The organism is Paenibacillus sp. LPE1-1-1.1 (assembly GCF_040676435.1).
In the GTDB taxonomy this organism is placed as follows: Bacteria; Bacillota; Bacilli; order Paenibacillales; family Paenibacillaceae; genus Pristimantibacillus.
In genome coordinates this window covers 689,532-712,986 of the sequence record NZ_JBEGHY010000001.1, presented here as the reverse complement: position 1 = coordinate 712,986, position 23,455 = coordinate 689,532, and the positions used below count along the sequence as shown (strand labels likewise).

23 protein-coding genes are annotated in these 23,455 nt (G+C 49.3%); 21 read left to right on the top strand and 2 right to left on the bottom strand.

The annotated features are described in order from the left end of the window. Nucleotides 1-8: 8 nt before the first annotated feature. From MRBLPE1_RS03395 to MRBLPE1_RS03295, 21 genes are all read left to right on the top strand, one after another. Complete coding sequence (locus MRBLPE1_RS03395) at nt 9-1,811, top strand: cache domain-containing sensor histidine kinase (protein WP_364141506.1); 1,803 nt, start codon at nt 9-11, stop codon at nt 1,809-1,811. Beyond that, nucleotides 1,804-3,360, top strand: coding sequence for a response regulator transcription factor (locus MRBLPE1_RS03390; protein ID WP_364141503.1), 1,557 nt, complete (start codon nt 1,804-1,806; stop codon nt 3,358-3,360). The genes MRBLPE1_RS03395 and MRBLPE1_RS03390 overlap by 8 nt, the downstream gene beginning before the upstream one ends. Nucleotides 3,361-3,653: 293 nt before the next feature. Beyond that, the gene (locus MRBLPE1_RS03385; RefSeq protein ID WP_364141500.1) at nt 3,654-4,613 is read left to right on the top strand and encodes an ABC transporter permease; all 960 of its coding nucleotides are present in this window, start codon (nt 3,654-3,656) and stop codon (nt 4,611-4,613) included. A gap of 12 nt (nt 4,614-4,625) precedes the next feature. Beyond that, nucleotides 4,626-5,519 (top strand): carbohydrate ABC transporter permease, encoded by an 894-nt coding sequence (locus MRBLPE1_RS03380; protein WP_364141497.1) that lies wholly within the window; start codon nt 4,626-4,628, stop codon nt 5,517-5,519. Nucleotides 5,520-5,594: 75 nt separating this feature from the next. Continuing rightward, on the top strand, nt 5,595-7,304 hold the full coding sequence (locus tag MRBLPE1_RS03375) for an ABC transporter substrate-binding protein (protein WP_364141494.1): 1,710 nt from the start codon (nt 5,595-5,597) through the stop codon (nt 7,302-7,304). A 92-nt stretch (nt 7,305-7,396) separates the two neighbouring features. Beyond that, nucleotides 7,397-9,421, top strand: coding sequence for a beta-galactosidase (locus MRBLPE1_RS03370; RefSeq protein WP_364141492.1), 2,025 nt, complete (start codon nt 7,397-7,399; stop codon nt 9,419-9,421). Between the two features lie 387 nt (nt 9,422-9,808). Continuing rightward, nucleotides 9,809-10,261, top strand: a complete 453-nt coding sequence (spoVAC, locus tag MRBLPE1_RS03365; protein WP_364144464.1) for a stage V sporulation protein AC — start codon at nt 9,809-9,811, stop codon at nt 10,259-10,261. A 1-nt stretch (nt 10,262) separates the two neighbouring features. Continuing rightward, a complete protein-coding gene (gene spoVAD / locus MRBLPE1_RS03360; RefSeq protein WP_364141490.1) occupies nt 10,263-11,276 on the top strand; it encodes a stage V sporulation protein AD in 1,014 nt (337 codons plus the stop codon). Nucleotides 11,277-11,282: 6 nt separating this feature from the next. Further along, nucleotides 11,283-11,633: a stage V sporulation protein AE gene (gene spoVAE, locus MRBLPE1_RS03355; RefSeq protein WP_308998461.1), complete on the top strand. Its 351-nt coding sequence runs from the start codon at nt 11,283-11,285 to the stop codon at nt 11,631-11,633. 140 nt (nt 11,634-11,773) lie between these two features. Beyond that, a complete protein-coding gene (locus MRBLPE1_RS03350; RefSeq protein ID WP_364141488.1) occupies nt 11,774-12,730 on the top strand; it encodes an AAA family ATPase in 957 nt (318 codons plus the stop codon). A gap of 3 nt (nt 12,731-12,733) precedes the next feature. Beyond that, the gene (locus tag MRBLPE1_RS03345) at nt 12,734-13,981 is read left to right on the top strand and encodes a DUF58 domain-containing protein (protein ID WP_364141485.1); all 1,248 of its coding nucleotides are present in this window, start codon (nt 12,734-12,736) and stop codon (nt 13,979-13,981) included. After that, nucleotides 13,978-16,233, top strand: a complete 2,256-nt coding sequence (locus tag MRBLPE1_RS03340; RefSeq protein WP_364141483.1) for a DUF4129 domain-containing transglutaminase family protein — start codon at nt 13,978-13,980, stop codon at nt 16,231-16,233. Before MRBLPE1_RS03345 ends, MRBLPE1_RS03340 begins: the two co-directional genes overlap by 4 nt. Nucleotides 16,234-16,368: 135 nt before the next feature. Next, on the top strand, nt 16,369-16,893 hold the full coding sequence (locus MRBLPE1_RS03335) for a YqeG family HAD IIIA-type phosphatase (RefSeq protein ID WP_364141480.1): 525 nt from the start codon (nt 16,369-16,371) through the stop codon (nt 16,891-16,893). Then, complete coding sequence (gene yqeH, locus MRBLPE1_RS03330; RefSeq protein ID WP_364144461.1) at nt 16,893-18,017, top strand: ribosome biogenesis GTPase YqeH; 1,125 nt, start codon at nt 16,893-16,895, stop codon at nt 18,015-18,017. The genes MRBLPE1_RS03335 and yqeH overlap by 1 nt, the downstream gene beginning before the upstream one ends. Nucleotides 18,018-18,046: 29 nt before the next feature. Continuing rightward, a complete protein-coding gene (gene aroE / locus MRBLPE1_RS03325) occupies nt 18,047-18,916 on the top strand; it encodes a shikimate dehydrogenase (protein WP_364141478.1) in 870 nt (289 codons plus the stop codon). A 70-nt stretch (nt 18,917-18,986) separates the two neighbouring features. Continuing rightward, a complete protein-coding gene (yhbY, locus tag MRBLPE1_RS03320; protein WP_364141476.1) occupies nt 18,987-19,292 on the top strand; it encodes a ribosome assembly RNA-binding protein YhbY in 306 nt (101 codons plus the stop codon). A gap of 137 nt (nt 19,293-19,429) precedes the next feature. After that, entirely contained in the window at nt 19,430-20,002 is a 573-nt protein-coding gene (gene nadD, locus MRBLPE1_RS03315) for a nicotinate-nucleotide adenylyltransferase (RefSeq protein ID WP_364144458.1), read from the top strand. Then, on the top strand, nt 19,992-20,546 hold the full coding sequence (gene yqeK, locus MRBLPE1_RS03310) for a bis(5'-nucleosyl)-tetraphosphatase (symmetrical) YqeK (protein ID WP_364141473.1): 555 nt from the start codon (nt 19,992-19,994) through the stop codon (nt 20,544-20,546). Before nadD ends, yqeK begins: the two co-directional genes overlap by 11 nt. Nucleotides 20,547-20,570: 24 nt before the next feature. After that, entirely contained in the window at nt 20,571-20,918 is a 348-nt protein-coding gene (rsfS, locus tag MRBLPE1_RS03305) for a ribosome silencing factor (protein WP_364141471.1), read from the top strand. Further along, nucleotides 20,915-21,862 carry a CvfB family protein gene (locus MRBLPE1_RS03300; protein WP_364141469.1) on the top strand — a complete coding sequence of 316 codons (948 nt, stop codon included), beginning with the start codon at nt 20,915-20,917 and terminating at the stop codon, nt 21,860-21,862. Before rsfS ends, MRBLPE1_RS03300 begins: the two co-directional genes overlap by 4 nt. Beyond that, nucleotides 21,859-22,626: a class I SAM-dependent DNA methyltransferase gene (locus tag MRBLPE1_RS03295; RefSeq protein ID WP_364141467.1), complete on the top strand. Its 768-nt coding sequence runs from the start codon at nt 21,859-21,861 to the stop codon at nt 22,624-22,626. Before MRBLPE1_RS03300 ends, MRBLPE1_RS03295 begins: the two co-directional genes overlap by 4 nt. Nucleotides 22,627-22,696: 70 nt before the next feature. Here the strand turns inward: MRBLPE1_RS03295 and MRBLPE1_RS03290 are convergent, their stop codons facing one another. Both MRBLPE1_RS03290 and MRBLPE1_RS03285 read right to left on the bottom strand, forming a co-directional pair. Beyond that, entirely contained in the window at nt 22,697-22,957 is a 261-nt protein-coding gene (locus MRBLPE1_RS03290) for a hypothetical protein (protein WP_364141465.1), read from the bottom strand. A 198-nt stretch (nt 22,958-23,155) separates the two neighbouring features. Beyond that, nucleotides 23,156-23,377: a hypothetical protein gene (locus MRBLPE1_RS03285; protein ID WP_364141463.1), complete on the bottom strand. Its 222-nt coding sequence runs from the start codon at nt 23,375-23,377 to the stop codon at nt 23,156-23,158. Nucleotides 23,378-23,455: the final 78 nt, after the last annotated feature.

Genomic DNA, 23,455 nt, shown 5'->3' with positions numbered 1-23,455 from the left:
CAGCCTATATGATGATGAGCATCAGAGCGCTTGCACTTAAAATGAACAATATTCGTATCAAAAAAAAGCTGATTTTTTCGTTTATCCTCGTCGTATTCGTGCCTGTGCTGATCGTTGGTATTTTTCTTACCGTTGCTTTTCGCCAGAACGTGCTGGATCAAGCGACCCAGCAAATTACGAATAACGTGGAACGGGTAAAAAAACAAACCATGGATATCATTCGCATGCCGATTGGGATTTCAGATAAGCTGCTTGTCGACAGCCGCTTAACGAACGTCGTCAACACGCATTACAATTCCACCTTTGAAGTCGTGAAAGCATTTTGGGAGTATCGGGATTTCCGCGACTATATCACGCAGTATAGTGAAATCCACAATATTCGCTTCTATACGTCCAACATGTCGATATTAGACAATTGGGAATTTCTGAAGCTGACGGAGACGACAAAGGAACTGCCTTGGTATCAATCAGCCATGGAACATGACGGCATTCATTGGGCCTATATTGCTGATGAGACGAAGGGCGGACGCAATTATTTGAGCCTCATCCGCAAGATTTCGTTTCCTACCTATCGGACAAGCGGCGTGCTGGTTATCGACGTCAATCAAGATGAATTAAATGCGATGATCAGCCAAGAGCCCTTTGATACGATGATTATTGATGATAACGGCTATATGATTGCGGCAAAAAACCCGAAGTGGGTAGGCAAGAAGATCGATGAGCTTGACTTTGCCAGCCAATTGACGGATAAAGCGGAGGGAACCTACGAATTTAAATACGATGGCAAGCCTTCCAAAATCGTCATCGAGGATTTGCTTCCCGAATCCAGCCATAACGGACTGAAAATCGTGTCTGTTTTTACGATTGACAGCATCGTAAGCGGGGCTAACCGTATCAGCTTGCTCGGCTTCGGCATCATTATGCTGAGTCTGGTTATCGCTTTCATATTGATCTATATTTTTTCAACCATTTTGGCGAAACGGATGCTTGTGTTGAACAAGGATCTTAACAAAGTCGCGATGGGCGATCTCAACGTGATTTCCCATGTGACGGGCAATGACGAAATCGGCATTTTATCCAAGCAATTTAATAACATGGTGGTCAGCATCCGGGGCTTGATGGACGAGGTCGCAGATTCGCACATGCAGCAAGCCCAGCTTCAGCTCAGGCAAAAAGAGATTAAGCTTAAGATGATGGCCAGCCAAATCAACCCGCATTTCCTGTTTAATGCGCTCGAATCGATTCGCATGAAGGCACATATAAAGGGCGAGACCGAAATCTCTTCGATCGTTCGCATGCTGGGCAAAATGATCCGCCGAAACTTAGAAATCGGCACGAGAAAAATCGCCCTGAAGGAAGAGCTGGAAACCGTGCGCTGCTATTTGGAAATCCAAAAATTCAGATACGGGAATGAACGCCTTACCTTCCGCCTGGAGATCGATCCAACCGGGCAGGAAACTGAAATTCCGCCGCTTATCATACAGCCGCTTATCGAGAATGCGGTCGTGCACGGTTTGGAAAATATGGCGGAAGGCGGCTTTGTCTTGTTGACGACGAAAGTAATCGATCAGATGCTCCGCATAGAGGTCTCGGATAACGGCGTGGGGATCAGCGAAGATAAAATCAAGCAAATCAATGCCTCGCTTCACGACATGGAAGAAGAGGAAGAATATCGTATAGGACTGCGGAATGTCCACCAACGGCTCGTTATGATTTATGGAGACGGAATCGGCTTGAAGATTGAAAGCGAGCTGGGAGCCGGAACAAAAATCGCGTTTGAAATTCCGATAGGGGGTCATCCTTATGCATAAAGTATTGATCGTCGACGATGAACCAATGATTCGGGAAGGGCTGCAAACCTTAGTCGATTGGAACAAATACGGATTTAAGGTCGTGGGAATCGCTTCGAACGGAAGAGAAGCGGTAGAAAAGCACGCATCGCTTGCACCCGACTTGATATTAATAGATATTCGCATGCCGGGTATGGACGGGCTTCAAGCGATTGAGGAAATAAGAAAAACAGACGGGGTCTGCCATTTCTTGATCTTGAGCGGGTATGCGGAATTCAATTACGCCAAGCAGGCGATTGCGCATAATGTGGACGGTTATATTTTGAAGCCGATTGACGAGGACGAACTGGAGAGCAATGTCGAGCGAATAGCGGGCCAGCTCAAAAATAAATCCGAGCAGCAGCAAAATTCCGTGCAGACGACCGTACTGCTGCGGGAGGAAATGCTTCAGCAGCTTGCAGCCGGGAAATTCGACACGGAGGCAGCCGGGAGCCAAGAACTAAAAGCCTTATTGGGTGAACCGGCGAAATATTATCAGCTGCTGCTGATCGAGCTGTACAGCCGGGAGCATTCCCTGACGATGAATGCCACGCTTAAGAAGAAGCTCTCGGATATCGTGACGCAAAAGCAAATCGGTTGGGCCTTCTCCGCAGAGCCGTACGTAGGCATATTGCTGAAGGACTATTTATTGCAAGACGGCTCGCAAGAGCAAATGAAGCTTTGGATAGAAGAATGCTGCGGTCCGAAGGTTAGATTTGCTGCGGTTGCCAGTGATCCGGTACGCGAACCGAAAGAGCTGCTGCATTATGTCCATTCGGTGAGAGGCCTGCTTAAACAGCGTTTCATGCTGCAGGGACAACATATTCATTTCACTGCCGAATCCGCTGATGCGAAACAATCGGCGCCCGTGCAGGAAGAGGAGCTGCCGATTGATACGCTGGCGCAGAAGCTTTATTACATGATTGATATCGGGAGCAAGGACGGCGTAGATAAAGCCATTCAAGAGGCGTCTGATCAAATTTGCGCACGGGGTACGTCGGAGCAATTCGTAAAGTCAAGCTGGGCGCAGCTGTTGACGATTGTACTAAATAAAGCAACGATTTCAAACCCGCAAGTTTCGATGCAGGAGGATCTATCCCTGATTACCGCACTGTATCTTGCCCATCACTATCAAGAAATGATCGTTCAGCTGCAGCAGCGCTTGTTGGATCTGACCGCAAAGATCGGGAAATCCGACAGTTTGTCAGTCATGAAGCAGATGACGGATTTTATTGAACGCCACTATAGCGAGAATATTAAGCTGGAGACGCTGGCTGAGCTATTTAATTACAACAGCGGTTATCTGGGCAAAATGTTCAAAAACTATACCGGCGAACATTTCAACACGTATTTGGATCAAGTGCGCATTCAGCATGCGATCGAGCTGCTGCAGGAAGGTCTTAAGGTGCATCAAGTCTCAGAACGCGTCGGCTACGCGAATGTCGATTACTTCCATAGCAAATTCAAAAAGTATAAAGGCGTTTCTCCTTCTTCCTTTAAGAGTATTTCAGGCAAATCGATTTCTGATTAGCTTTTGGCTGCGATTCGAAAGATAGCTATAGTCCAATAATGCTTATACCGCCATGCTCATGGAGCAGCCGGCGCTATAGGCGTTATTTTTGCGTTTCAACTTTATAACCATTGGTTATGAAAGCGCTTGAAAGTACGTATTTTGATATGATTTTAGAGCTAATTTACCGGGTTTAAGAGAGCGGCCCTCATCGTTTATGATAAGTACAGATAAGAGAGGGTAAGCTACACATACAAAGAGGAAGCTTACGAACGACGTTTTTGCAGGAAGCAAAAACAATAGGAGGAGCAGCGATGAAACCGCTAACAGAAGGTAGCCCGAAAATTGGGACGACAAACAAAAAGAACCGATTCTGGTTCAAAGCATTCCAGCAGCGTTATTTGTATTTGATGTCATTGCCATTCGTCATCTGGATATTCATATTCAGCTATGTGCCGGTATGGGGCTGGATTACCGCTTTTCAAAATTATAAACCAAAAAACTCTATATTGGATCAGAAGTGGGTAGGGCTGGATAATTTCATAGAGTTGTTCCAGGACGAAAGATTCTATATCGTTTTGCGGAATACGCTGGCCATGAGTACGATGGGATTAATTGTAGGTTTCACCGTACCGGTTATCTTCGCATTATTGCTGAATGAAATGAGAGGACAGTTCTTCAAGCGTTCCGTTCAAACCATTTCTTATTTACCTCACTTCGTATCATGGGTGGTTGTGGCGGGGCTCGTATCCAAAATGCTGTCGACTGACGGCGGTGCCATCAACCAATTGCTGATGTACCTGAACATTATTGATGCGCCGGTACAGTTTATGGCCAAAGGCGAGTGGTTCTGGAGCATTGTAACGCTTTCCGATTTGTGGAAAGAAATGGGCTGGAACTCGATCATATTCCTAGCGGCTATGGCAGGAATTGATCCAGAGCTTTATGAAGCTTCGACGGTTGACGGCGCAGGCCGGTTCCGCAAAATGTGGCATATCACGCTGCCGGGTATCCGGACAACCTTTATGGTGCTATTCATCCTATCGATCGGCCATTTGGTAAGCATTGGCTTCGAAAAACAGTTTTTGCTAGGCAATCCTCTCGTATCCGATTACTCAGAGGTGCTCGACCTGTATGCGCTCAAGTACGGTATTCAAATGAGCCGATATTCGTATGGTACGGCCATCGGTATCTTTAACTCCGTAGTCAGCATCCTATTAGTGTTCATCGCTAACGGAATATACAAACGAGTCACCAAAGAATCAATCATATAGGAGGAAACGCATATGCAAGGAACTATCAAAAGAAATACGGGCGACAAAATATTCGATACCTTCATCTTTGTATTCATGACGATCGTTGCAATCGTAACGTTATATCCGTTCCTCAACGTACTCGCTATATCATTCAATGATTCTGTGGATACGGTAAGAGGCGGTCTAACCATATACCCTCGTGAATTTACGTTGAAAAACTATGAAACGATATTCGGTTTCGACGGGTTGCTTGTCGGCTTTAAAAACTCCGTATTGCGTACAGTAATCGGTACAGCAATCGGCGTACTATCCGCATCGATGATGGCTTACACGCTAAGCCGTCCCGATTTCCAAGCTAGAAGATGGATGTCAGTCGTATTCGCCTTGACGATGTATTTCACGGGCGGCCTGATTCCAGGCTTCCTGCTTATGAAAAATCTTGGCTTGATCGGCACTTTCTCAGTTTATATCATTCCTGCACTTCTCAGCGTTTGGAACGTGTTCGTTGTCCGCTCCTACATTGACGGACTCCCGTATGCGCTGCAAGAGTCTGCCAAAATCGACGGCGCGAATGATTGGACCATATTTTGGAAGGTTATCCTTCCGCTTTGCCAGCCAGTACTCGCAACCATTGCCTTGTTTATTGCAGTCGGACACTGGAACTCCTGGTTTGACACATACTTGTTCAACAATCGGAGCCCTGAGAACACGACGCTGCAGTACGAACTAATGAAGGTGCTGCTGTCCACGCAAACGGGCAGTAATTACCGCGACCCGAATGCGCAGCAGGCGATCGCATCGGTTTCACCTGAATCCATTAAGATGGCGATTACGATTGTCGTTACCGTTCCAATCCTGATGGTATATCCTTTCCTTCAGAAGTATTTCGTGAAGGGTATGACGCTTGGGGCTGTAAAAAGCTAAATTTGGTAGTAGCAGGTATCCTGTTATATACATGTTTATCACGTACGTACAAGAAAAAAGGGAGGCTTTCCAGCAATGAAAAGAAAGATGCAGATGGCACTAAGCTTAATGTTGGCACTTGTATTCGTATTCGTCACCGCATGTGGCAACTCGAATAACGAAGGCGGCACGAACAACGGTACGACGAATGAAGCGACCAATTCGGCAAACGAAGGCGCAGCTGCAGAACCGATTACCATTCGTGTAGCATCAGGAGACAACAACCCGAACTGGGATGACATGCAATCCGATGTCGGTAAATTTATTCAAGAAAAAACAGGTATCACAATTAAACAGGAATTTCCTGTTGGCGGAACCGATTCCGATATGTTCGCACTAATGGTGGCAAGCGACGATTATCCGGACCTTGTTATGCCAAAAGGCAGCGCAGGCAAATTGGTTGATGCCGGCGCAATGATTGACCTTCGTCCATTGATCGAGGAGCACGCGCCGAACCTGAAAAAGGTTTACGGCGAATACTTCAACCGCCTTCGCTGGAGCGAGGATGACGATGCAATTTACATGCTTCCGCAAGACGGCGTAGGACAAACGTATTTTGAAGCAGGCGGCGGCTTCCAATTGCAGCACCAAGTGCTTGAAGCAGCAGGTTACCCTGAAATCAAAACCGTTCAAGATTATGAAGCAGCAATCAAAGCTTACATTGAGAAAAACCCAAAAACGGCAGACGGCCAACCGACAATCGGCATGTCGCTTAACGGCGGCGAGTGGCAAATTCTGATTTCCGTAACAAACCCTGCTTTCTATGCTACTGGCGCTCCTGATGACGGTGAATTCTACGTTAACCAAGAAACGCATGAAGCGATCATGCACTACCAACGTCCAGAGGAAAGAGAATATTTCCGTTGGCTGAACCACATGAACGATATCGGCCTTCTTGACAAAGAAAGCTTCGTTCAAAAATACGATCAATACAAAGCGAAAGTCGCTTCCGGCCGCGTTCTTGGTCTAATCGATCAGAACTGGGACTACGGCGATGCAGAAAACGCTCTGAAAGCAGCAGGCAACTTCAAAGCGACTTATGCCCGTTTCCCTGTAACGTTGAATGAAACGTTCCAAGATCACTCGTTCCAAGGCACGGGCTACCTCTCCGGCTACGGAATCGGTATTACGAAGAACGCTAAAGATCCTGTACGTTTGATTAAATTCCTTGATTACCTTGCTTCCGATGAAGGTCAGGTACTCGTTAACTGGGGTATCGAAGGCAAACATTATAACGTAGAAGACGGCAAACGCGTCATTCCTGCGGATGTTCAAGCTCAAAAGTCTAATGACAACAACACATTCAAGAAAACTACGGGTATCGGCAACTATTTGCTATCCGCTCGTTACGGTGACGGCGTGAAGGATCCATCCGGAAACTACTATACAACGACATTCCCGGAGCAAATCCAAACGGCTTATTCCGAAGAAGACAAAAAGACGCTTGCGAAATACAATGCGACGACGTACAAAGATCTGTGGCCTGCTGACGACGCATTCCCAGAGCGTAAATACGGCGCAGCTTGGACGCTTCCTTTCGAAACAGGCTCCCAAGCAAACGTTATTTTCCAAAAAACGCAAGATATTATGAAAAAACGAATTCCAGAAGCTATTCTTGCTAAACCAGCGGACTTCGACAAAGTCTACGATGCATTCCTGAAAGATCTTGAAGATGCAGACGTAGCAAAATTGAATGCCGAGTTTACAAAAATGGTGCAAGACCGCGTGGCGCTTTGGTCCAAATAGGTTTAAAATAGGCGAGGAAGGAGAGAGCTCATTTGATGAGCTCTCTTCACTCGTTCTCAATATGCGTAGAATGAAAGGAGAAATACAATAACATGATAAATAATAAACTTCCGAAAATTTGGTATGGCGGCGATTATAATCCGGAGCAATGGGACGATGAAACGATGTCGGAGGATCTTCGCATGTTTAAGCTTGCGGACATCGACGTTGCGACTGTTAACGTGTTCTCATGGGCCCGCATTCAGCCGGGCGAGGAATCCTATGATTTTTCCGAGCTGGATAAAATTATCGACAGGCTTCACGGCGACAATATTGCTGTCTGCCTTGCTACGAGCACGGGGGCTCATCCAGCGTGGATGGCTAAGCGTTACCCTGATGTTACCCGCGTTGACTATGACGGCCGCAAGCGTAAATTCGGCGGGCGCCACAATTCATGTCCTAGCAGCCCTACATACCGTAAATACACGAAGCTGATCGCCGGCAAATTAGCTGAGCGGTACAAAGACCACCCATCGCTTGTTGCATGGCATATTTCGAATGAATACGGCGGTTATTGCTACTGCGACAACTGCGCCGACGCTTTCCGCGTATGGCTTCAAAAGCGCTATAACACGATTGAGCAATTGAATAAAGCATGGTATACGAGTTTTTGGGGACATACGTTCTATGATTGGGATGAGATTGTACCTCCCAATGCGCTAAGCGAGGAGTGGGGAGGAAACCGCACCAACTTCCAAAGCATTTCGCTTGACTACCGCAGATTCCAATCGGATGCTTTGCTTGACTGTTATTTAATCGAATACGATGAAATTCGCAAGCATTCGGCTAATATTCAAATTACGACCAACTTAATGGGCACTTATCCGGAGCTTGATTATTTTAAATGGGCAAAGCATTTGGACGTTGTTTCTTGGGATAACTATCCTTCCATAGACACTCCTGTTAGCTTTACGGCTATGACGCATGCGCTAATGCGCGGCCTTAAGAGCGGACAGCCGTTTATGCTGATGGAGCAAACGCCAAGCCAACAGAACTGGCAGGCCTACAATGCCTTGAAGCGTCCCGGCGTAATGCGTCTTTGGAGCTATCAAGCGGTCGCTCATGGAGCGGATACGGTCATGTTCTTCCAGCTTCGCCGCTCTATCGGTGCTTGCGAGAAATACCATGGCGCAGTCATCGAGCATGTTGGGCATGAGCACACACGTGTTTTCCGCGAATGCGCAGAGCTGGGGCATGAGCTTACCAAGCTTTCAGACAAGCTGCTCGATTCACGGATCGATGCGAAGGCAGCGATCGTTTTTGACTGGGAAAACCGCTGGGCCGTCGAGCTTTCGAGCGGACCTAGCATTGCGCTTAAATACGTAGATGAAGTCCATAAATATTACGACGCGCTGTTTGAGCTCAATGTTCAAACCGATATGATCAGCGTCGAAGAACAGCTCGACCAATATGACTTGGTGATCGCTCCGGTTATGTATATGGTTAAGCCCGGCTTTGCCGAGAAGGTTGAAGCATTCGTTGAGCGGGGCGGCACGTTCATTACCACTTTCTTCAGCGGCATCGTCAATGAAAATGATCTGGTAACGACGGGCGGCTACCCGGGCAAGCTTCGCAAGGTCCTTGGCATTTGGGCGGAAGAAATCGACGCGCTGCTCCCGGGCCAACAAAATCAAATGGTTATGAAGAAAGTTGACGGCGCTTTAAGCGGCACTTATACCTGCAGCTTGTTATGCGATTTGATTCACTCCGAAGGCGCGGAGGTTGTTGCGGAGTACGGCTCTGATTTTTACAAAGGCATGCCGGCAGTTACCGTCAATAAATTTGGCAAAGGGGAAGCTTGGTATATCGCTTCCAGCCCTGATCAGCATTTCCTTCAAGCGCTGCTTGGCAATCTTTGCAAAGATAAAGGCATCGAACCGTTACTGGCAGCGCCTTCCGGCGTGGAAGTCACGCGCAGAAGCAAGGACGGCAAATCGTACACCTTTATATTGAACCATAACGCAGAGGCCGCAGAGATCGAGCTGGGCGCTGAGCCGCGTCCCGAAATGTTGACGGGCGAGCCTGTTAACGGCAAGCACAGCCTTGCTGCGAAAGGCGTTATGATCATTGAAGATTAGGTTTTGCCTAGAAAATTCGATCTAAACAAGCTCTCCTGCTGGGTATTTGGCATATGTTGTAGTTATAAGCCCGATGTGAGGGGAGCAGCGCTTGTGTCGAAAAAACGGCAGCGTTATTTATTGAGCATACTTGTGCTTGTATTGTATGTATTGCTCGTTCTTTTATTGCTAGCGATTTTAATTTGAGAAAAGGATTGTCCCAGACGGATGTTCGTCTGAGACAATCCTTTTTTTGCTGGAATATTGCTTCCTCCTATTACAAATAATGAACGGGAAGAAAGTAATGCGGATACGGAACCTCGAGCTTATGCCTAACGAGATACCGTGCCGGAAAAGGAGGATGGCGCAGTGGCTACAAAAAGCAAAAGCCGAAATAACTACAAAAAAATGGCGATGTCGCCGAAGGAATATCAATCTTTCGCGAAATCCATGGAGCCGCCAAGATCGATTTTGGGAAACTGTTTGAAGGCATTTGTTTTTGGCGGAGCAGTATGCGTGCTTGGACAAGCCATTCAAGAGCTTTACGTTCATTTGATGGGAATGAGTCAGGAAGCAGCAAGCAACCCCACGGTTGCGACGCTTATCTTAATATCCGTTATACTGACGAGTCTCGGCGTGTATGACAAAATCGCGCAATGGGCCGGTGCGGGTTCCGCTGTTCCCGTGACCGGGTTCGCGAACTCGATGTGTTCGGCAGCCTTGGAGCATCGAAGCGAGGGACTTGTGCTCGGCGTAGGCGGAAATATGTTTAAGCTGGCGGGATCCGTCATCGTTTTTGGTACAGTAGCTGCTTTTTTCGTCGGAATTGCCCATCTCATACTTGGTACTGGGGGTCAGTAATATGCTGCGTGGGAAGCAAACGTGGTGGTTTGAGAAGCGCCCGGTTATTATTGGCGAAGCAACCGTGGTCGGTCCTGACGAGGGAGAGGGACCGCTCGCGGCTGATTTTGATCTCGTACATCCCGAACTTGATATGCAGCAGAAAAGCTGGGAGAAGGCGGAACGGCTCCTGCTTGAGCAAGCATCCGAATTTGCCATACAAAATGCAGGCATACAGCGTGATCAGCTTCAATTTTTTATTGGCGGAGATTTGATGAACCAAATCATAAGCAACAGCTTCGCGGCTCGCTCGCTCGGTGTTCCTTACATCGGCGTTTTTGGCGCCTGCTCCACATCGATGGAAACTCTTGCGCTCGCTTCATTGCTCGTGAATTCCGGAGCAGGTACGCATGTGCTTGCGGGAACCTGCAGCCACAATTGTACCGCGGAGAAGCAATTTCGTTATCCAACCGAATACGGATCTCAGAAGCCGCCTACGGCGCAGTTCACCGTTACGGGGTCAGGCGCTGCCGTCGTCGCAGCGGAAGGTAACGGCCCGGTCGTTGAATGCGCGACAATCGGTAAAGTCATCGATTTAGGAATTACGGATCCTTTTAATATGGGAGCAGCAATGGCACCTGCCGCTGTCGATACGATACAAGCCCATTTTAACGATACCGGTCGCACGCCCAGCGATTATGACTTAATTGTAACGGGCGATTTGGCTGGAGTAGGGCATCCGATTGCGAAAGAGCTGCTTTTGAAAAACGGGGTACCCATGAATGATACGGTCTTCAGCGATTGCGGCCTGATGGTATATGACGTGCAGAAGCAAAAGGTGCAGGCTGGAGGAAGCGGCTGCGGCTGTTCTGCCGTAGTGACCTATGGGCATTTGCTTAAACGAATCAAAAAGGGTGAATTAAAGCGAATTTTAGTTGTTGCTACTGGCGCCTTGCTGTCACCGCTCTCGTTCCAGCAAGGGGAGAGTATTCCTTGTATCGCGCATGCTGTCGCCATTAGCGCAAAAGGAGGGTAAAACAGTATGATTTTTTTATGGGCCTTTCTAGTCGGCGGAGGGATTTGCGTAATCGGCCAGCTCATGTTTGACGTGCTTAAGCTTACGCCTGCGCATACGATGGCGACGCTGGTGGTTATCGGGGCCATTGTTGACGGCTTTGATTTATATGAGCCATTGGTCAAGTTCGCAGGAGCGGGAGCCACCGTTCCGATCACAAGCTTCGGCAATGCGCTCGTCCACGGGGCATTGACCGAGCTGCATAGTCAAGGTTGGATTGGCGTCATTTCCGGTATTTTTAAAGTTACCAGCGCCGGCATCTCTGCAGCTATAATTTTCTCCTTTCTGGCAGCGCTTGTGGTCAGACCAAAAGGATAATAAATATAGGACATAAGTTGGAGGATCCTGTGGGATCTTCCAATTTTTTTTGTAGCGAAAAAGTTTGTGCACGGGAAAGGAAGTACTGTAAAATAGTAGTATTGAGTAGGTACTTTAGCGTTATTTCGGGAGGTAATGATATGGATATTCGTCCTGCAGACATGCAATTATGTGCTACGATTCTACGAAACTTAGAAACTTGTATCCTTGGCAAACAGGAAGAAATCCAGAGATTGCTCATCGCCGTTATTGCAGGCGGACATGTTTTGCTGGAAGATGTGCCCGGCACAGGCAAAACGCAGCTCGTTAAAGCGTTGGCCAAATCAATCGGAGGTCAATTCCGCCGTATTCAATGCAATCCTGATTTGCTTCCGACTGACATTACAGGCGTTTCCATTTATCATCCAAAGCAGGAAACCTTTATATTTCGGCCGGGTCCGGTCATGTCTAATATATTGCTAGCCGATGAAATAAACCGGGCGACAACCAAGACCCAATCGGCGCTGCTTGAAGCGATGGAAGAGGGGCATGTAACGGTGGATGGAGATACATACGAGCTTCCCCGGCCATTCGTTCTGCTTGCCACACAAAATCCTATCGAGTTTGAAGGCACCTACACGCTTCCCGAGGCGCAGCTCGACCGCTTTATGATGAAGCTCTCGCTTGGTTATCCGAGCGAATCCGATGAGCAGCGAATGGTGCTATCTAATGAAGGAATACACCCATCCGACCGAATAGAGCCGATGATCAATATATCAGATATGATTCATATTCAGGATCAAGTGCTGCAGGTGCATATCGATGAAGCGGTAGGCAAATATTTGGTAAGCTTAATTAGAGGAACCAGGGAGCACGCGAATGTCATGCTTGGAGCAAGCCCCCGCGCGGCGCTGGCCCTCGCAAGAGCGGCTAAAGCGAGTGCGTATATCCAGCAGCGTACATTCGTAACGCCAGACGACGTAAAGGAGCTGGCGCCCCATGTTCTTTCCCATAGGCTTCTGCTTCGCACGGAGGCTAGAATGAACGGGCTTAAAGCGGAGGACATCATCGAACAGGTGATCCAGTCCACGAAAGTGCCGGTTCGGCTAGAGCGTTAATCGATGGCAGCGGCTAAATCTTCGAAGCTGCGCTGGCAGCTTGTCGCCGTTATTTATTTGAGCAGTCTTTTTTATTTTTTGTTCCAAGGCGGGAAAACCGCTATGATGCTTTTCATGATTTTAAATCTATTGCTCATTTATTTAGTGCTTGGGCGCTGGAGCGGCATAAACAGGGTTACGGGAAGCAGGAGCTACTCGGTACCGAGTTCGAATGCGCTTGATCAGTCCCTATCGGCCGGAAGCTCGCTAGAAGTGAATCTAACCATGAAAATACCAGGCTATTATCCGCTTCCTTATGTCATTGTAAGAGATCAGCTCCAGCGTCATAACGGGCAAAAGCTGGCTTTCGAGACCTCCTTCGTGCCGAATTGGAAACGATCGGGACAGGTGGCGTACCAGACCCCTCCGTTGCTGCGCGGAGAATACCGATTTACGCACACGCAGTGCTTGTCTTACGATGTATTCGGTTTATTCGAACATTCGGGCCAATTTGGCACGGAAACGGTGTTCAACGTGCTTCCTCAAACGGTTCCGCTTAGGCAATGGAATGGGATCCAACGCGGGATTCGGGGTCCGTACTCTCATGCCATTGCTTCCCGTTCCGCGAAGGAGACGACCCAAATCAACGGCGTTCGGGAATATTTGTACGGCGACCGTTTATCGCGCGTGCATTGGAATGCGACAGCGAAGACGGGACAATGGAAGTCGAAGGCTTTCGAACGTGAGTCATTGCCGCGTACGGTCGTCATCCTTGACCGGCATGCGGGCGGCTATAGCGGGGAATTGACAACCCGCTTTGAAGTAGCCGTATCTGCAGCTGCTTCATTGCTGGAGAATGGATTAAAAGACGACACGGCAATGGGCTTGCTTTCCATTGGCGAATCGTTGACCATGATTCCTCCTAAGTCAGGCGTCGATCAACGAAATGTGATGATGAGACATCTTACCTTTGTCAATGCGGATGCGCCGCGGCCCATGTATTCTTCTCTCAAGCAGGCGGATACGATTTTAGAGCCAGGCAGCTTTGCGGTCTTGATAACCCCAGAGACCGGTGCTGACGTGATTAAGAGCATGGAGTGGCTGACCCGAAAAGGAATTACGCCATGTTTGCTGCATATCTCATCCTCTGTTGACGCAAAAAGCCATAATACGTCATGGAAGCATGTGATGCGCGAGCGCGGCTGGCCGATATTCGAAATTCGGCAGCTCCAAGAGCTCCCTGCTGTCTTAGAAGGGAGCGGTATTGCATGAAGCGCAGCATGAAATCGATAGGCCTCTATCTTGCTAAGAATTGGTTCGATAAGCTCAGATTTATTTTTATTGCCATCATTCTATCCAATACGATTACGATTTTTGAAGACTTTTGGTGGGAGGAAACCTTCTCCGTTGCGTATTATACGCTGTTTGCCGCAGTGGTAATCGATGTTCTGCTGCCGGTTCGGATGAAGCTGCTGAAGCTGCTGCTTCAAGCGGCAGCGTCGATCGTGATTACGTCCCGGCTGGCGCAAATGGATTGGCTTATCGCTGCTCCGAAACGCTGGGAGGAATGGATTTGGTGGCTTCAAGTCCATGCGGCGCAGCTAAATCCATTTATTTGGATCAGCTTGGCTTTGCTTCTATTATATATTCTGTTTGGCATTTGGACGGCCACGCGGATCCGGATGTTCGGCTTCGTCGGCGTAAGTATCTTGGTCTTGACCATTGCGGATTCGTTTACGCCAATCTGGCTGTGGGATGAAGTAGGGATGGTTGTGTTCGTAGGCTTGCTCTGGCTTGTTGCCAGCCATATGGCAAGGCTGCAGCGTGAGCATCCCAGCAGTTGGAGAGAGCTGGTCGAATATCCGCTGCAATTAATTTTGCCGATTGCGCTTGTGCTTACCGTACTGATGACCGTCGGTCTAAACATGCCGTCCATTTCGCCGCTTCTGCAGGATCCCTATACGATCTGGAAGGAAGCAAAAGGGGAGCAAGTACAAGTATTTCTTGGCGATAAAGGCACGGATACGATAACACCGAATAAAACCGGCAATGCGAGCTCTGGTTACAGCCGCAATGATGATCAGCTTGGCGGCGGATTTGAATTCGATTATTCGCCGATGATGACCGTCACGACCTCGCATCGCAGTTATTGGCGCGGTGAATCGAAAGCCGTCTATACGGGTGTCGGCTGGATGGATGTTGATTCGGCAACAGGCGGTGAGGTTCTTGTTACCGTTCCTAAGGGCGAGACGCTCACTTCACTCGATCCTCCGCCTGCAGCCGGAACAACCAAGATTGATCAAATTGTTACGATGATTCGAAAGGATGTTTATCCGGTCTTGTTCGCGGCTGCTCCGCTGACGAGCGTAAACTGGATGGATGAGGATACCGCATCCCTTCCTTCTGGCTTAAGATGGGAAGCCTCCTCCGGCGAGCTGCGTTTATTGAACTGGTCCATGAAAAACCGTAAATATCCGCAGACCTATTCCGTCACCTCTTCGGTGCCTGTCATTGATGAGGCACTGCTGCGGGAGACAACGGCGGGCTGGCCCGATCAGGAAGCCGCGTCGAGAAATGCTTATTATTTGGATCTTCCGGAAACTTTGCCGGATCGCGTCAAGCAATTGGCGGAGGAAGTTACCGCGGAGGCCACGAACGATTATGACAAGGCCAAATTGCTGGAAGCTTATTTGAGGCTTAATTTTACTTACAATAACCTGCCTGATGAAACCAAGCTTACCGGATCGTCGCAAGATTTCGTGGATCAGTTTCTTTTTGAGCTCAAAGAGGGCTATTGCGATTATTTCTCTACTTCTATGGCGGTCATGGCGAGAAGCTTGGGACTCCCAGCCAGATGGGTTAAAGGCTTCGCTCCAGGCGTCCTGCCGATTAGCGATTACGGGCCACCGGGCGGATTTACGGATGAGAATATTAATCCGAGCGGCGCCGGTACTTATACGGTACGGAATTCAGATGCCCATTCCTGGGTTGAGATTTATTTTGACGGATTTGGCTGGATTCCGTTCGAGGCAACGGCCGGTTTTACTTTCCCTTATACGTTAGCGGAAGATCAGCCTGAAGCTTTGCCGGATGTCGATACGGAAGAAAGCGATGTTGCTGCAGTAAGCAGCACTGAAAGCTCATCGAGCTCGAAGCTTTGGGTTTGGAGTTCTGCTGCAATCTTATTCATTGCTGCGGCGGCTTGGCTTTTCATTCGGCGCGACAAACTTGTTTTTGCTTGGCGCAAGCTGCGGCACGGCTCATACACTTCAAATGACCGCATCGTGATCGAGACGCAAAAACTGCTTCGTGTATGCAAGAAGCGAGGGCTGGAGCGCGAGGAGCATGAGACGCTGCGGGAAGCGGTTATGCGCTGGTCTCAGAGCCAGAAGCGCCTGCGAGATGATTTCAGAGCGGTTCTGGACCGGTTTGAGCAGGCAAAATACAGCCCGTCCATGGCTTCACCGGAAGAAGCGGATCGATTTGTTGTTAAAGTAAGATCGTTAATCGATCAATTAAGGTGATTATCGGATTTTGTCGTTTGGCATGAAAAAATACCGCTTGCCTGAGAAATTGGCAGCGGTATTTTTTTGCAACTAATTTGGTTTGTATGGTATAGTTTCGTAAGATAGCAGGCAGAAAGCAGAGGGATATCCATTATGTTTGAACGGCTGTTGCCGCATATGCGCGTTAATACAGTTTATGAGATTAATTTAGATGAGCTGCATGCGAGAGGCGTTCGCGGCATCATTACGGATTTGGATAATACGCTCGTCGGTGCCAAGGTGGCGTTAGCTACGCCTGAGCTTGTGCAGTGGCTTGATTACGTGCGCTCACGCGGGTTTCAGGTTGTGATCGTGTCGAACAACAACGAAACCCGTGTCGGGAAGTTCGCGGCACCGCTGAATATTCCATATATTCACGCTGCTCGCAAGCCTGCTGGAAAAGCGTTCAGGAAGGCGCTCGGGGTACTAGGCCTAGAAGCAGATCATACAGTTGTTATCGGCGATCAAATGCTTACCGATGTGCTTGGCGGCAATCGAATGGGACTTTACACGATTTTGGTTACGCCGATCGCTCCGTTAGATGAAGGAATCATGACGCGGGTGAACCGCCGGATCGAACGTTTTGCATTAGTGCGCTTGAGGAAAAAAGGGTTATGGTATGAGGGGGAAACAAAGTGATGGAACAACAGCTTAGTCAGGCATCTGGTTCATGTGCGGGCTGCGGGGTGGCGCTTCAGACAAAAAGCTCCGATTTGCCGGGATATTTGCCGGAAGCGGCTATTGGGCGCGAACCGGTGATTTGCCAAAGATGCTTTCGGATTCGCAATTATAATGAAGCTTCATCCGTTGCGGTTGACCAGGATGACTTCTTAAAGCTGCTTGGCAGCATTGGGAACACGGACAGCTTAGTCGTGCATATTGTCGATTTGTACGATTTCGAGGGAAGTTTGATCTCAGGCTTGCAGCGGTTTGTCGGGAATAACCCGGTGCTGCTGGTCGTCAACAAGATCGATCTGCTGCCGAAAGCGATGAACGTCAACCGTCTGAGAAACTGGGTACAGAAGCAGGCGAAGGAAGAGGGCTTGCGCACGGTGGATGTCGTTCTGTGCAGCGCGAAGCGCAACATGGGCTTCGAGCGTATCATTGAAGCGCTTGAGCAATACCGCAACGGCCGCGACGTTTACGTGGTCGGCGCAACGAATGTCGGCAAGTCTACCTTAATTAACCGGCTTATCCGCGATTACAGCGATATGGAACGCGAATTGACAACATCCCGGTACCCGGGAACCACGCTCGATGCCGTTCATATTCCGCTTGAGGACGGCAAAGCGATTATTGATACGCCGGGTATCGTATATACCTCGCGGATGACGGAGGTTGTACCGCGCAGCTTCCTAGGCTCTTTGCTGCCGGACAAGCCGATCAAGCCGCTTGTTTATCAATTGAATTCAGGTCAATCCCTGTTTATCGGCAGCTTGGTACGGTTTGATTTCGTTGAGGGCGATCGTCAATCCTTTACGTTCTATGTGTCCAATGCGCTCAATATGCACCGGACGAAGCTGGAGCGTGCGGATGAGCTTTATGCCGATCACCGCGGGCAATTGCTCGGCGGCCCATCGCTCGAAGAGCTGGAGACCATTCCGGCTTGGACCAGACATTCGCTGCGCGTTAAACGCGGCTTAAACAAGGATGTGTTCATCTCCGGTCTTGGCTGGATTCAGGTGAATGGCACAGGCGGAGCCGTCATTGATATCTACGCGCCAAAAGGCGTAAAGGTCATGCTTCGCGACTCAATGATTTAACGACATGGGACTCGGAAGGGGAATTCTCTGTGACGAACGCGGGCGCAGGAAACCGGATCGACAGCAATACTTTATTATTCGGTGTAATCGGCGATCCGATTAGACATTCGAAATCACCGATCATGATGAACCGCGCCTTCCGGGAGACGGGAATCAACGGCGTATACACGGCATTTCACGTAACCTCAGACCGCGTCCGGGATTTCGCGGCAGGCGTACGGGCAATGGGGATTCGCGGCGTTAACGTCACGATACCGCATAAGCTCGATATCATGTCGGCGATTGACGAGATCGACCCGAGCGCACAGGCAATCGGCGCAGTAAACACGATCGTCAATGACGACGGACGGCTCATCGGCTACAACACTGACGGAATAGGTTACGTTCGTTCTCTAAAAGAAGAGGCGGAACGCGAGCTTGCGGGCAAACGAATCGTCGTGATCGGCGCAGGCGGCGCTGCCCGGGGAATTATTTTTGCCCTCGCAAACGAGATGCCAGACCGCATTACGATAGCCAATCGTTCCGTTGAGCGCGCCAAGGCGCTTGCGGATTCCTTGCACGGAAAAGTCGAGATCAGAGCTATTTCAATGGAGGGGCTGCAAAGCGCCTGCACGGAAGCGGACATCGTGATCAATACGACTTCCGTCGGTATGTTCCCGAATACGGATGAGACACCGATTGATGCAAGCTGGCTTAGGCCGGGTGCGGTCGCAAGCGACTTAATATATAATCCCTTAAAGACGCGATTTCTTCACGAGGCCGAGCAGCGCGGCTGCCGTATCCACGGCGGTCTAGGCATGTTCATTTATCAAGGCGCATATGCCTTCGAATATTGGACAGGACAGCCTGCCCCGGCAGCGGCGATGCGCGAGACGGTCTTAGCTTCTTTGCAAGGCTGACCGATATTTTTTTAACTCTTATTAAATAATAAACAGACGAAACATCGAGATGAAAGAAGGAACCATTATTATGCTTACAGGTAAACAAAAACGTTATTTAAGATCGCTTGCCCATCATTTGACGCCTATTTTCCAAGTGGGTAAAGGCGGTACAAACGACCACCTCGTTCGCCATATCGAAGAGGCTATTGAAACACGCGAGCTCATTAAGGTTTCCGTGCTTAATAACTGCCTGGACGATCCTAAGGAAATCGGCGCGGAAGTTGCCGCGGCAGCAGGAGCTGAGCTTGTACAGGTCATTGGGAAAACGATCGTCCTCTATAAGGAATCAAAAGATTACAAACAAATAGAGCTTCCAAGCGCTGCTCGCAAGTAAAGCCTTAGGATGGATCAGAGCTAATGCCGGATGTGGTTTTTACCATAAAGGGCATACTAAAAATACCGCAGCGAGTTTATGAGCTCTGATCCGGCTTGACGAATGGAGGCGTTCAACGAGTGAGCAAGATAGGCATAATGGGCGGCACTTTCGATCCCATCCATATCGGCCACCTGATTGCGGCGGAAACAGCGCGCGAGCAGTGTGACCTGCACGAGGTATGGTTCATTCCGTCTTACGGTCCTCCGCTTAAGGCTAACGAGCCGGGTGTTAGCGGAGAGCGGCGCTACGAGATGGTTTGCGAAGCCATCAGCAGCAACTCGGCTTTCCGCGCACTAGATATCGAATTGCTTCGCGGCGGTGTCAGCTACTCCTACGATACGGTTAAGGAGCTGCAGAAAAAAAATCCGAACGATTCTTTTTCGTATATTATCGGATCGGATCGGATTAATGACCTGCCGCAATGGTATGAAATCGAACAGCTTGCTTCCCGTATTTCATTTATCGGTTTGGAGCGTCCCGGGGATCCGATTAATCTGGCCGCGCTGCCGCGTTACTTGCAGGAGCGGGTAAAGCTTATTCATATGCCGGCAATCGACATTTCTTCTACGGCGATACGAAGCCGTAGAAATGCGGGGCAAACGGTTCAATATTTAGTGCCGGATTCGGTGAACAGCTACATGAGGAGGTACAAACTGTATGAATCGTGAGCAAATGATCGAAAAGGTAAAAGCAGAAATGCCGGAGCGGAGATGGCTTCATACGCAAGGCGTCATGGAAACGGCTGTCCTGCTGGCCGAACGGTTCGGCGAGGACCCCGTGCGGGCAGAACTTGCTGCCATTTTGCATGACGTAGCCAAATACTGGCCGACAGAGCGCATGCAGCAAGTCATACGCGAGCAATCCTTGCCCGCCGAGCTGCTGTTTTATGATAAAGAGCTGTGGCATGCGCCGGTTGGAGCCTGGGTGGCTGAGCATGAATACGGCGTAACGGATGCCGAAGTGCTCGATGCCATCCGATATCATACTTCTGGACGCAGAGGAATGTCGAAGCTTGAGAAGATTGTGTGTCTGGCGGATTATATGGAACCAGGGCGCGACTTTCCGGGCGTGGATACGATACGCGAGCTTAGCGAGCAGTTTTTGGATAAGGCGCTGCTGGCAGGGTTTAATTCTACGATTTTCTTCTTGTTAGAAAAAGGGAAACGAATATTTCCGCTAACGGTAGAAGCGAGAAACGGTTTATTGGAATAATTATATTTTACAGGAGGTTGAGCTATGGCGGTACATTCAGATGAATTGCTTCAAATTACGGTTGCAGCGGCAGAAGACAAAAAAGCAGTGCGGGTAGTGGCTTTGAATCTAAAAGAAATATCATTGGTTGCGGATTATTTCGTCGTTTGCAGCGGGAATTCGGATACGCAGGTACAAGCAATCGCAACCGAAATTCGCAAGCAAGCCGAGAAAAGCGGAACCCGGGTTCGGGGAATCGAAGGCATGGATTCGGCTAGATGGGTACTGATCGATCTCGGCGACGTGATTGTTCACGTATTCCACCGCGACGAGCGTGAATATTACAACATCGAGCGGCTTTGGTCCGACGCGAAGGTTGTGGAGTTCGCATGAGTTTTGTAGCCGGTACGACTCAAACGTTAAGGGTGGCACGCGAGGTGTCGCCCTACGGGTATTTTTTGAGCGACGGGGAGTCGGATGTGCTTATGCATTATACGGAGCTCGTGGGCTCTAAGCCTAAAATCGGCGATGATGTAGAGGCTTTCCTGTTTTATGACTCGGAGGATCGTTTGGCCGCCACCATGAAGAAGCCATTGCTGCAGCTCGGCGAGCTTGCTAGGCTGCGTGTCGCGGACGTTCATCCAAGACTTGGCTGCTTTCTAGAAATGGGACTTGGCAGGCAATTGCTGCTTCCTCTCTCGGAACTGCCGGAGAGCATCGACTATAGGCCTCTGCCTGGCGACGAAGTTTTCGTTGTCATGAAGCATGACAAAATCGGAAGGCTCGTTGCCAAGATCGCATTCGAGGAAGAACTATCGGAGCTCGTATTTCCTGCGCCCGAGAGCTGGAATAACCAATGGGTTGAGGGCTGGGTAACCAAAACGCTTCAGCTCGGTTCGTTTGTGATGATCGACGGAGGCGTTGTAGGCTTTGGCGTCTACGGTCTGATTCCAAGCGCTGAACGTATTCGTCCGCTTCGGCTCGGCGAACGCGTGAGCGCCCGGGTCACCTTTATTCGCGAGGACGGCAGAGCAAACCTGTCGATGGCGCAGCGTAAGGAAGTAGGACGGATTGAGGATGCCGATCGGATCCTCGCTTTCTTGAAAGAAAGACCAGGAGGCGGCATGCCATACTCCGACGAAACGGATGCCGACATTATTAAACAAAAATTCGGAATCAGCAAAGGCGCATTTAAACGCGCGATAGGCAAGCTGATGCGTGAAAGACTCGTAACGCAGAAAGGCAGCTGGACATATCTGGCGGAAAATCCGCAAGCTGAAGCGACGGAGCAAGCGAGCGCTTCAGGAACCGAAGGTGAAGGGACTGACGGGCAATGACACGCTCATACGGACAGTTTGCAACGGTATATGATCAGCTGATGGAGGACATGCCTTACGCGGATTGGCTGGGCTTTGCAAGGGCAAGCTGGTCGCGTTACGGGATGCCGGCGACCGTTGTTGACCTTGGCTGCGGCACAGGGAGTCTCTCTATTCCGCTGGCCCGCTCGGGCTTCCATGTCTATGGCATTGACCTCTCTTCTGATATGCTTTCCGTTGCCCGCAGTAAATGGGATGAGACGCCTCAGTTAGTGGCAAGGCCGCGGGCAGGCTCTCTTCGGTGGCTGCAGCAGGATATGCGCGAATGGGAGCTTCAGGAGCCCGTTGACGCGGTGATATCGTTTTGCGATTGTCTAAATTACTTAACCGAGGAAGACGATATTGAAGCAGCCTTCCGTGCAACTTACGAGGGCTTGCGCAGCGGCGGTTCCTTCCTGTTTGACATGCACCCTCAAAAACAGCTTATCCGCTATGCGGAGGAGCAGCCCTTTGTGCTGGATGAGCGGGATGTCGCGTACATATGGACCTGTGATTTTGATGAAGGACGCTGTGAGATTGAGCATCACTTAACGATTTTCTCGCGTGACCCGGATTCGAAATTTCACCGGTTCGAGGAATCGCATGTGCAGCGTGCCTATGATCCGGATTGGATCGAGTCTGCCTTGCGGCGTGCCGGCTTCCAAACGGTAGACCGTTATGCGGATTTTGAGCTGAGGCCGGCAAACGGCGATTCAGAGCGTTTATTCTTTGCCGCTATCAAATAATGACTTATGCTAAACATAAACAAAAAGGGCGATCCTAAAAGGTAATCTTACCTTATAGGATCGCCCTTTTTTATCGGCTGCTTAAATGATTTTTGGGGATACCTGAACATTTGCCTTTCCCCGGCGTATTGTTCCCTCCCGAATCCACGCTCAGAATCTTTAATCCATCGCCTGCGGGCTCGTAAGCAATCTCATAGTCCAAATAGGAGAGAGCCGGCTTCGGGGTCGCATAAGGGCCGTAGAGCTTCGTAAATTCATTGGAATGCTCCTGCGTGTCCGGTTCAAATGCTTTGCGGTACTTAAAGGGATAGGATGAGGTATGGACGACCATCTTCCAGGCTGATAGGGAGAATAGGGTTGACGATTAAAGAAACCTTGAAAGCAACTATATCTAGTATTTCGCAAAAAATGTCGGTTTCTGCTGCTGATTGTAATATTTTATCAGGAGCAGCATGGTGAACGAGAAGTGCTATCAGAATCTTCGAATCGCATGCTTGTATAATGCTAGATATTGTGTCTCTTAACCCGTTTACTCGCGAAGTGCATCTTTCAAACGACTGTTCATTCCGGCCGCAGCCGATGCTTTCCGCACGGAATCGAGCTTCATTTTCTTCAATTGACCGGCCATTTGAGCATGGTCATTTTCGAGCTTTTCGATATAAGAAAGCAACTCAGGCACCGTATATCCGGCGTCTTTGAACAGTTTCTCTACGGTTTCACGCATTTGACCTGCCGTTGTTTTTATGTTCATGGGTCCCTCCGTAATAGCAATAAAATGTCACTATCCCATCATATCCGCATCTGTTAAAATAGTCGAGTGCGCCAAAAA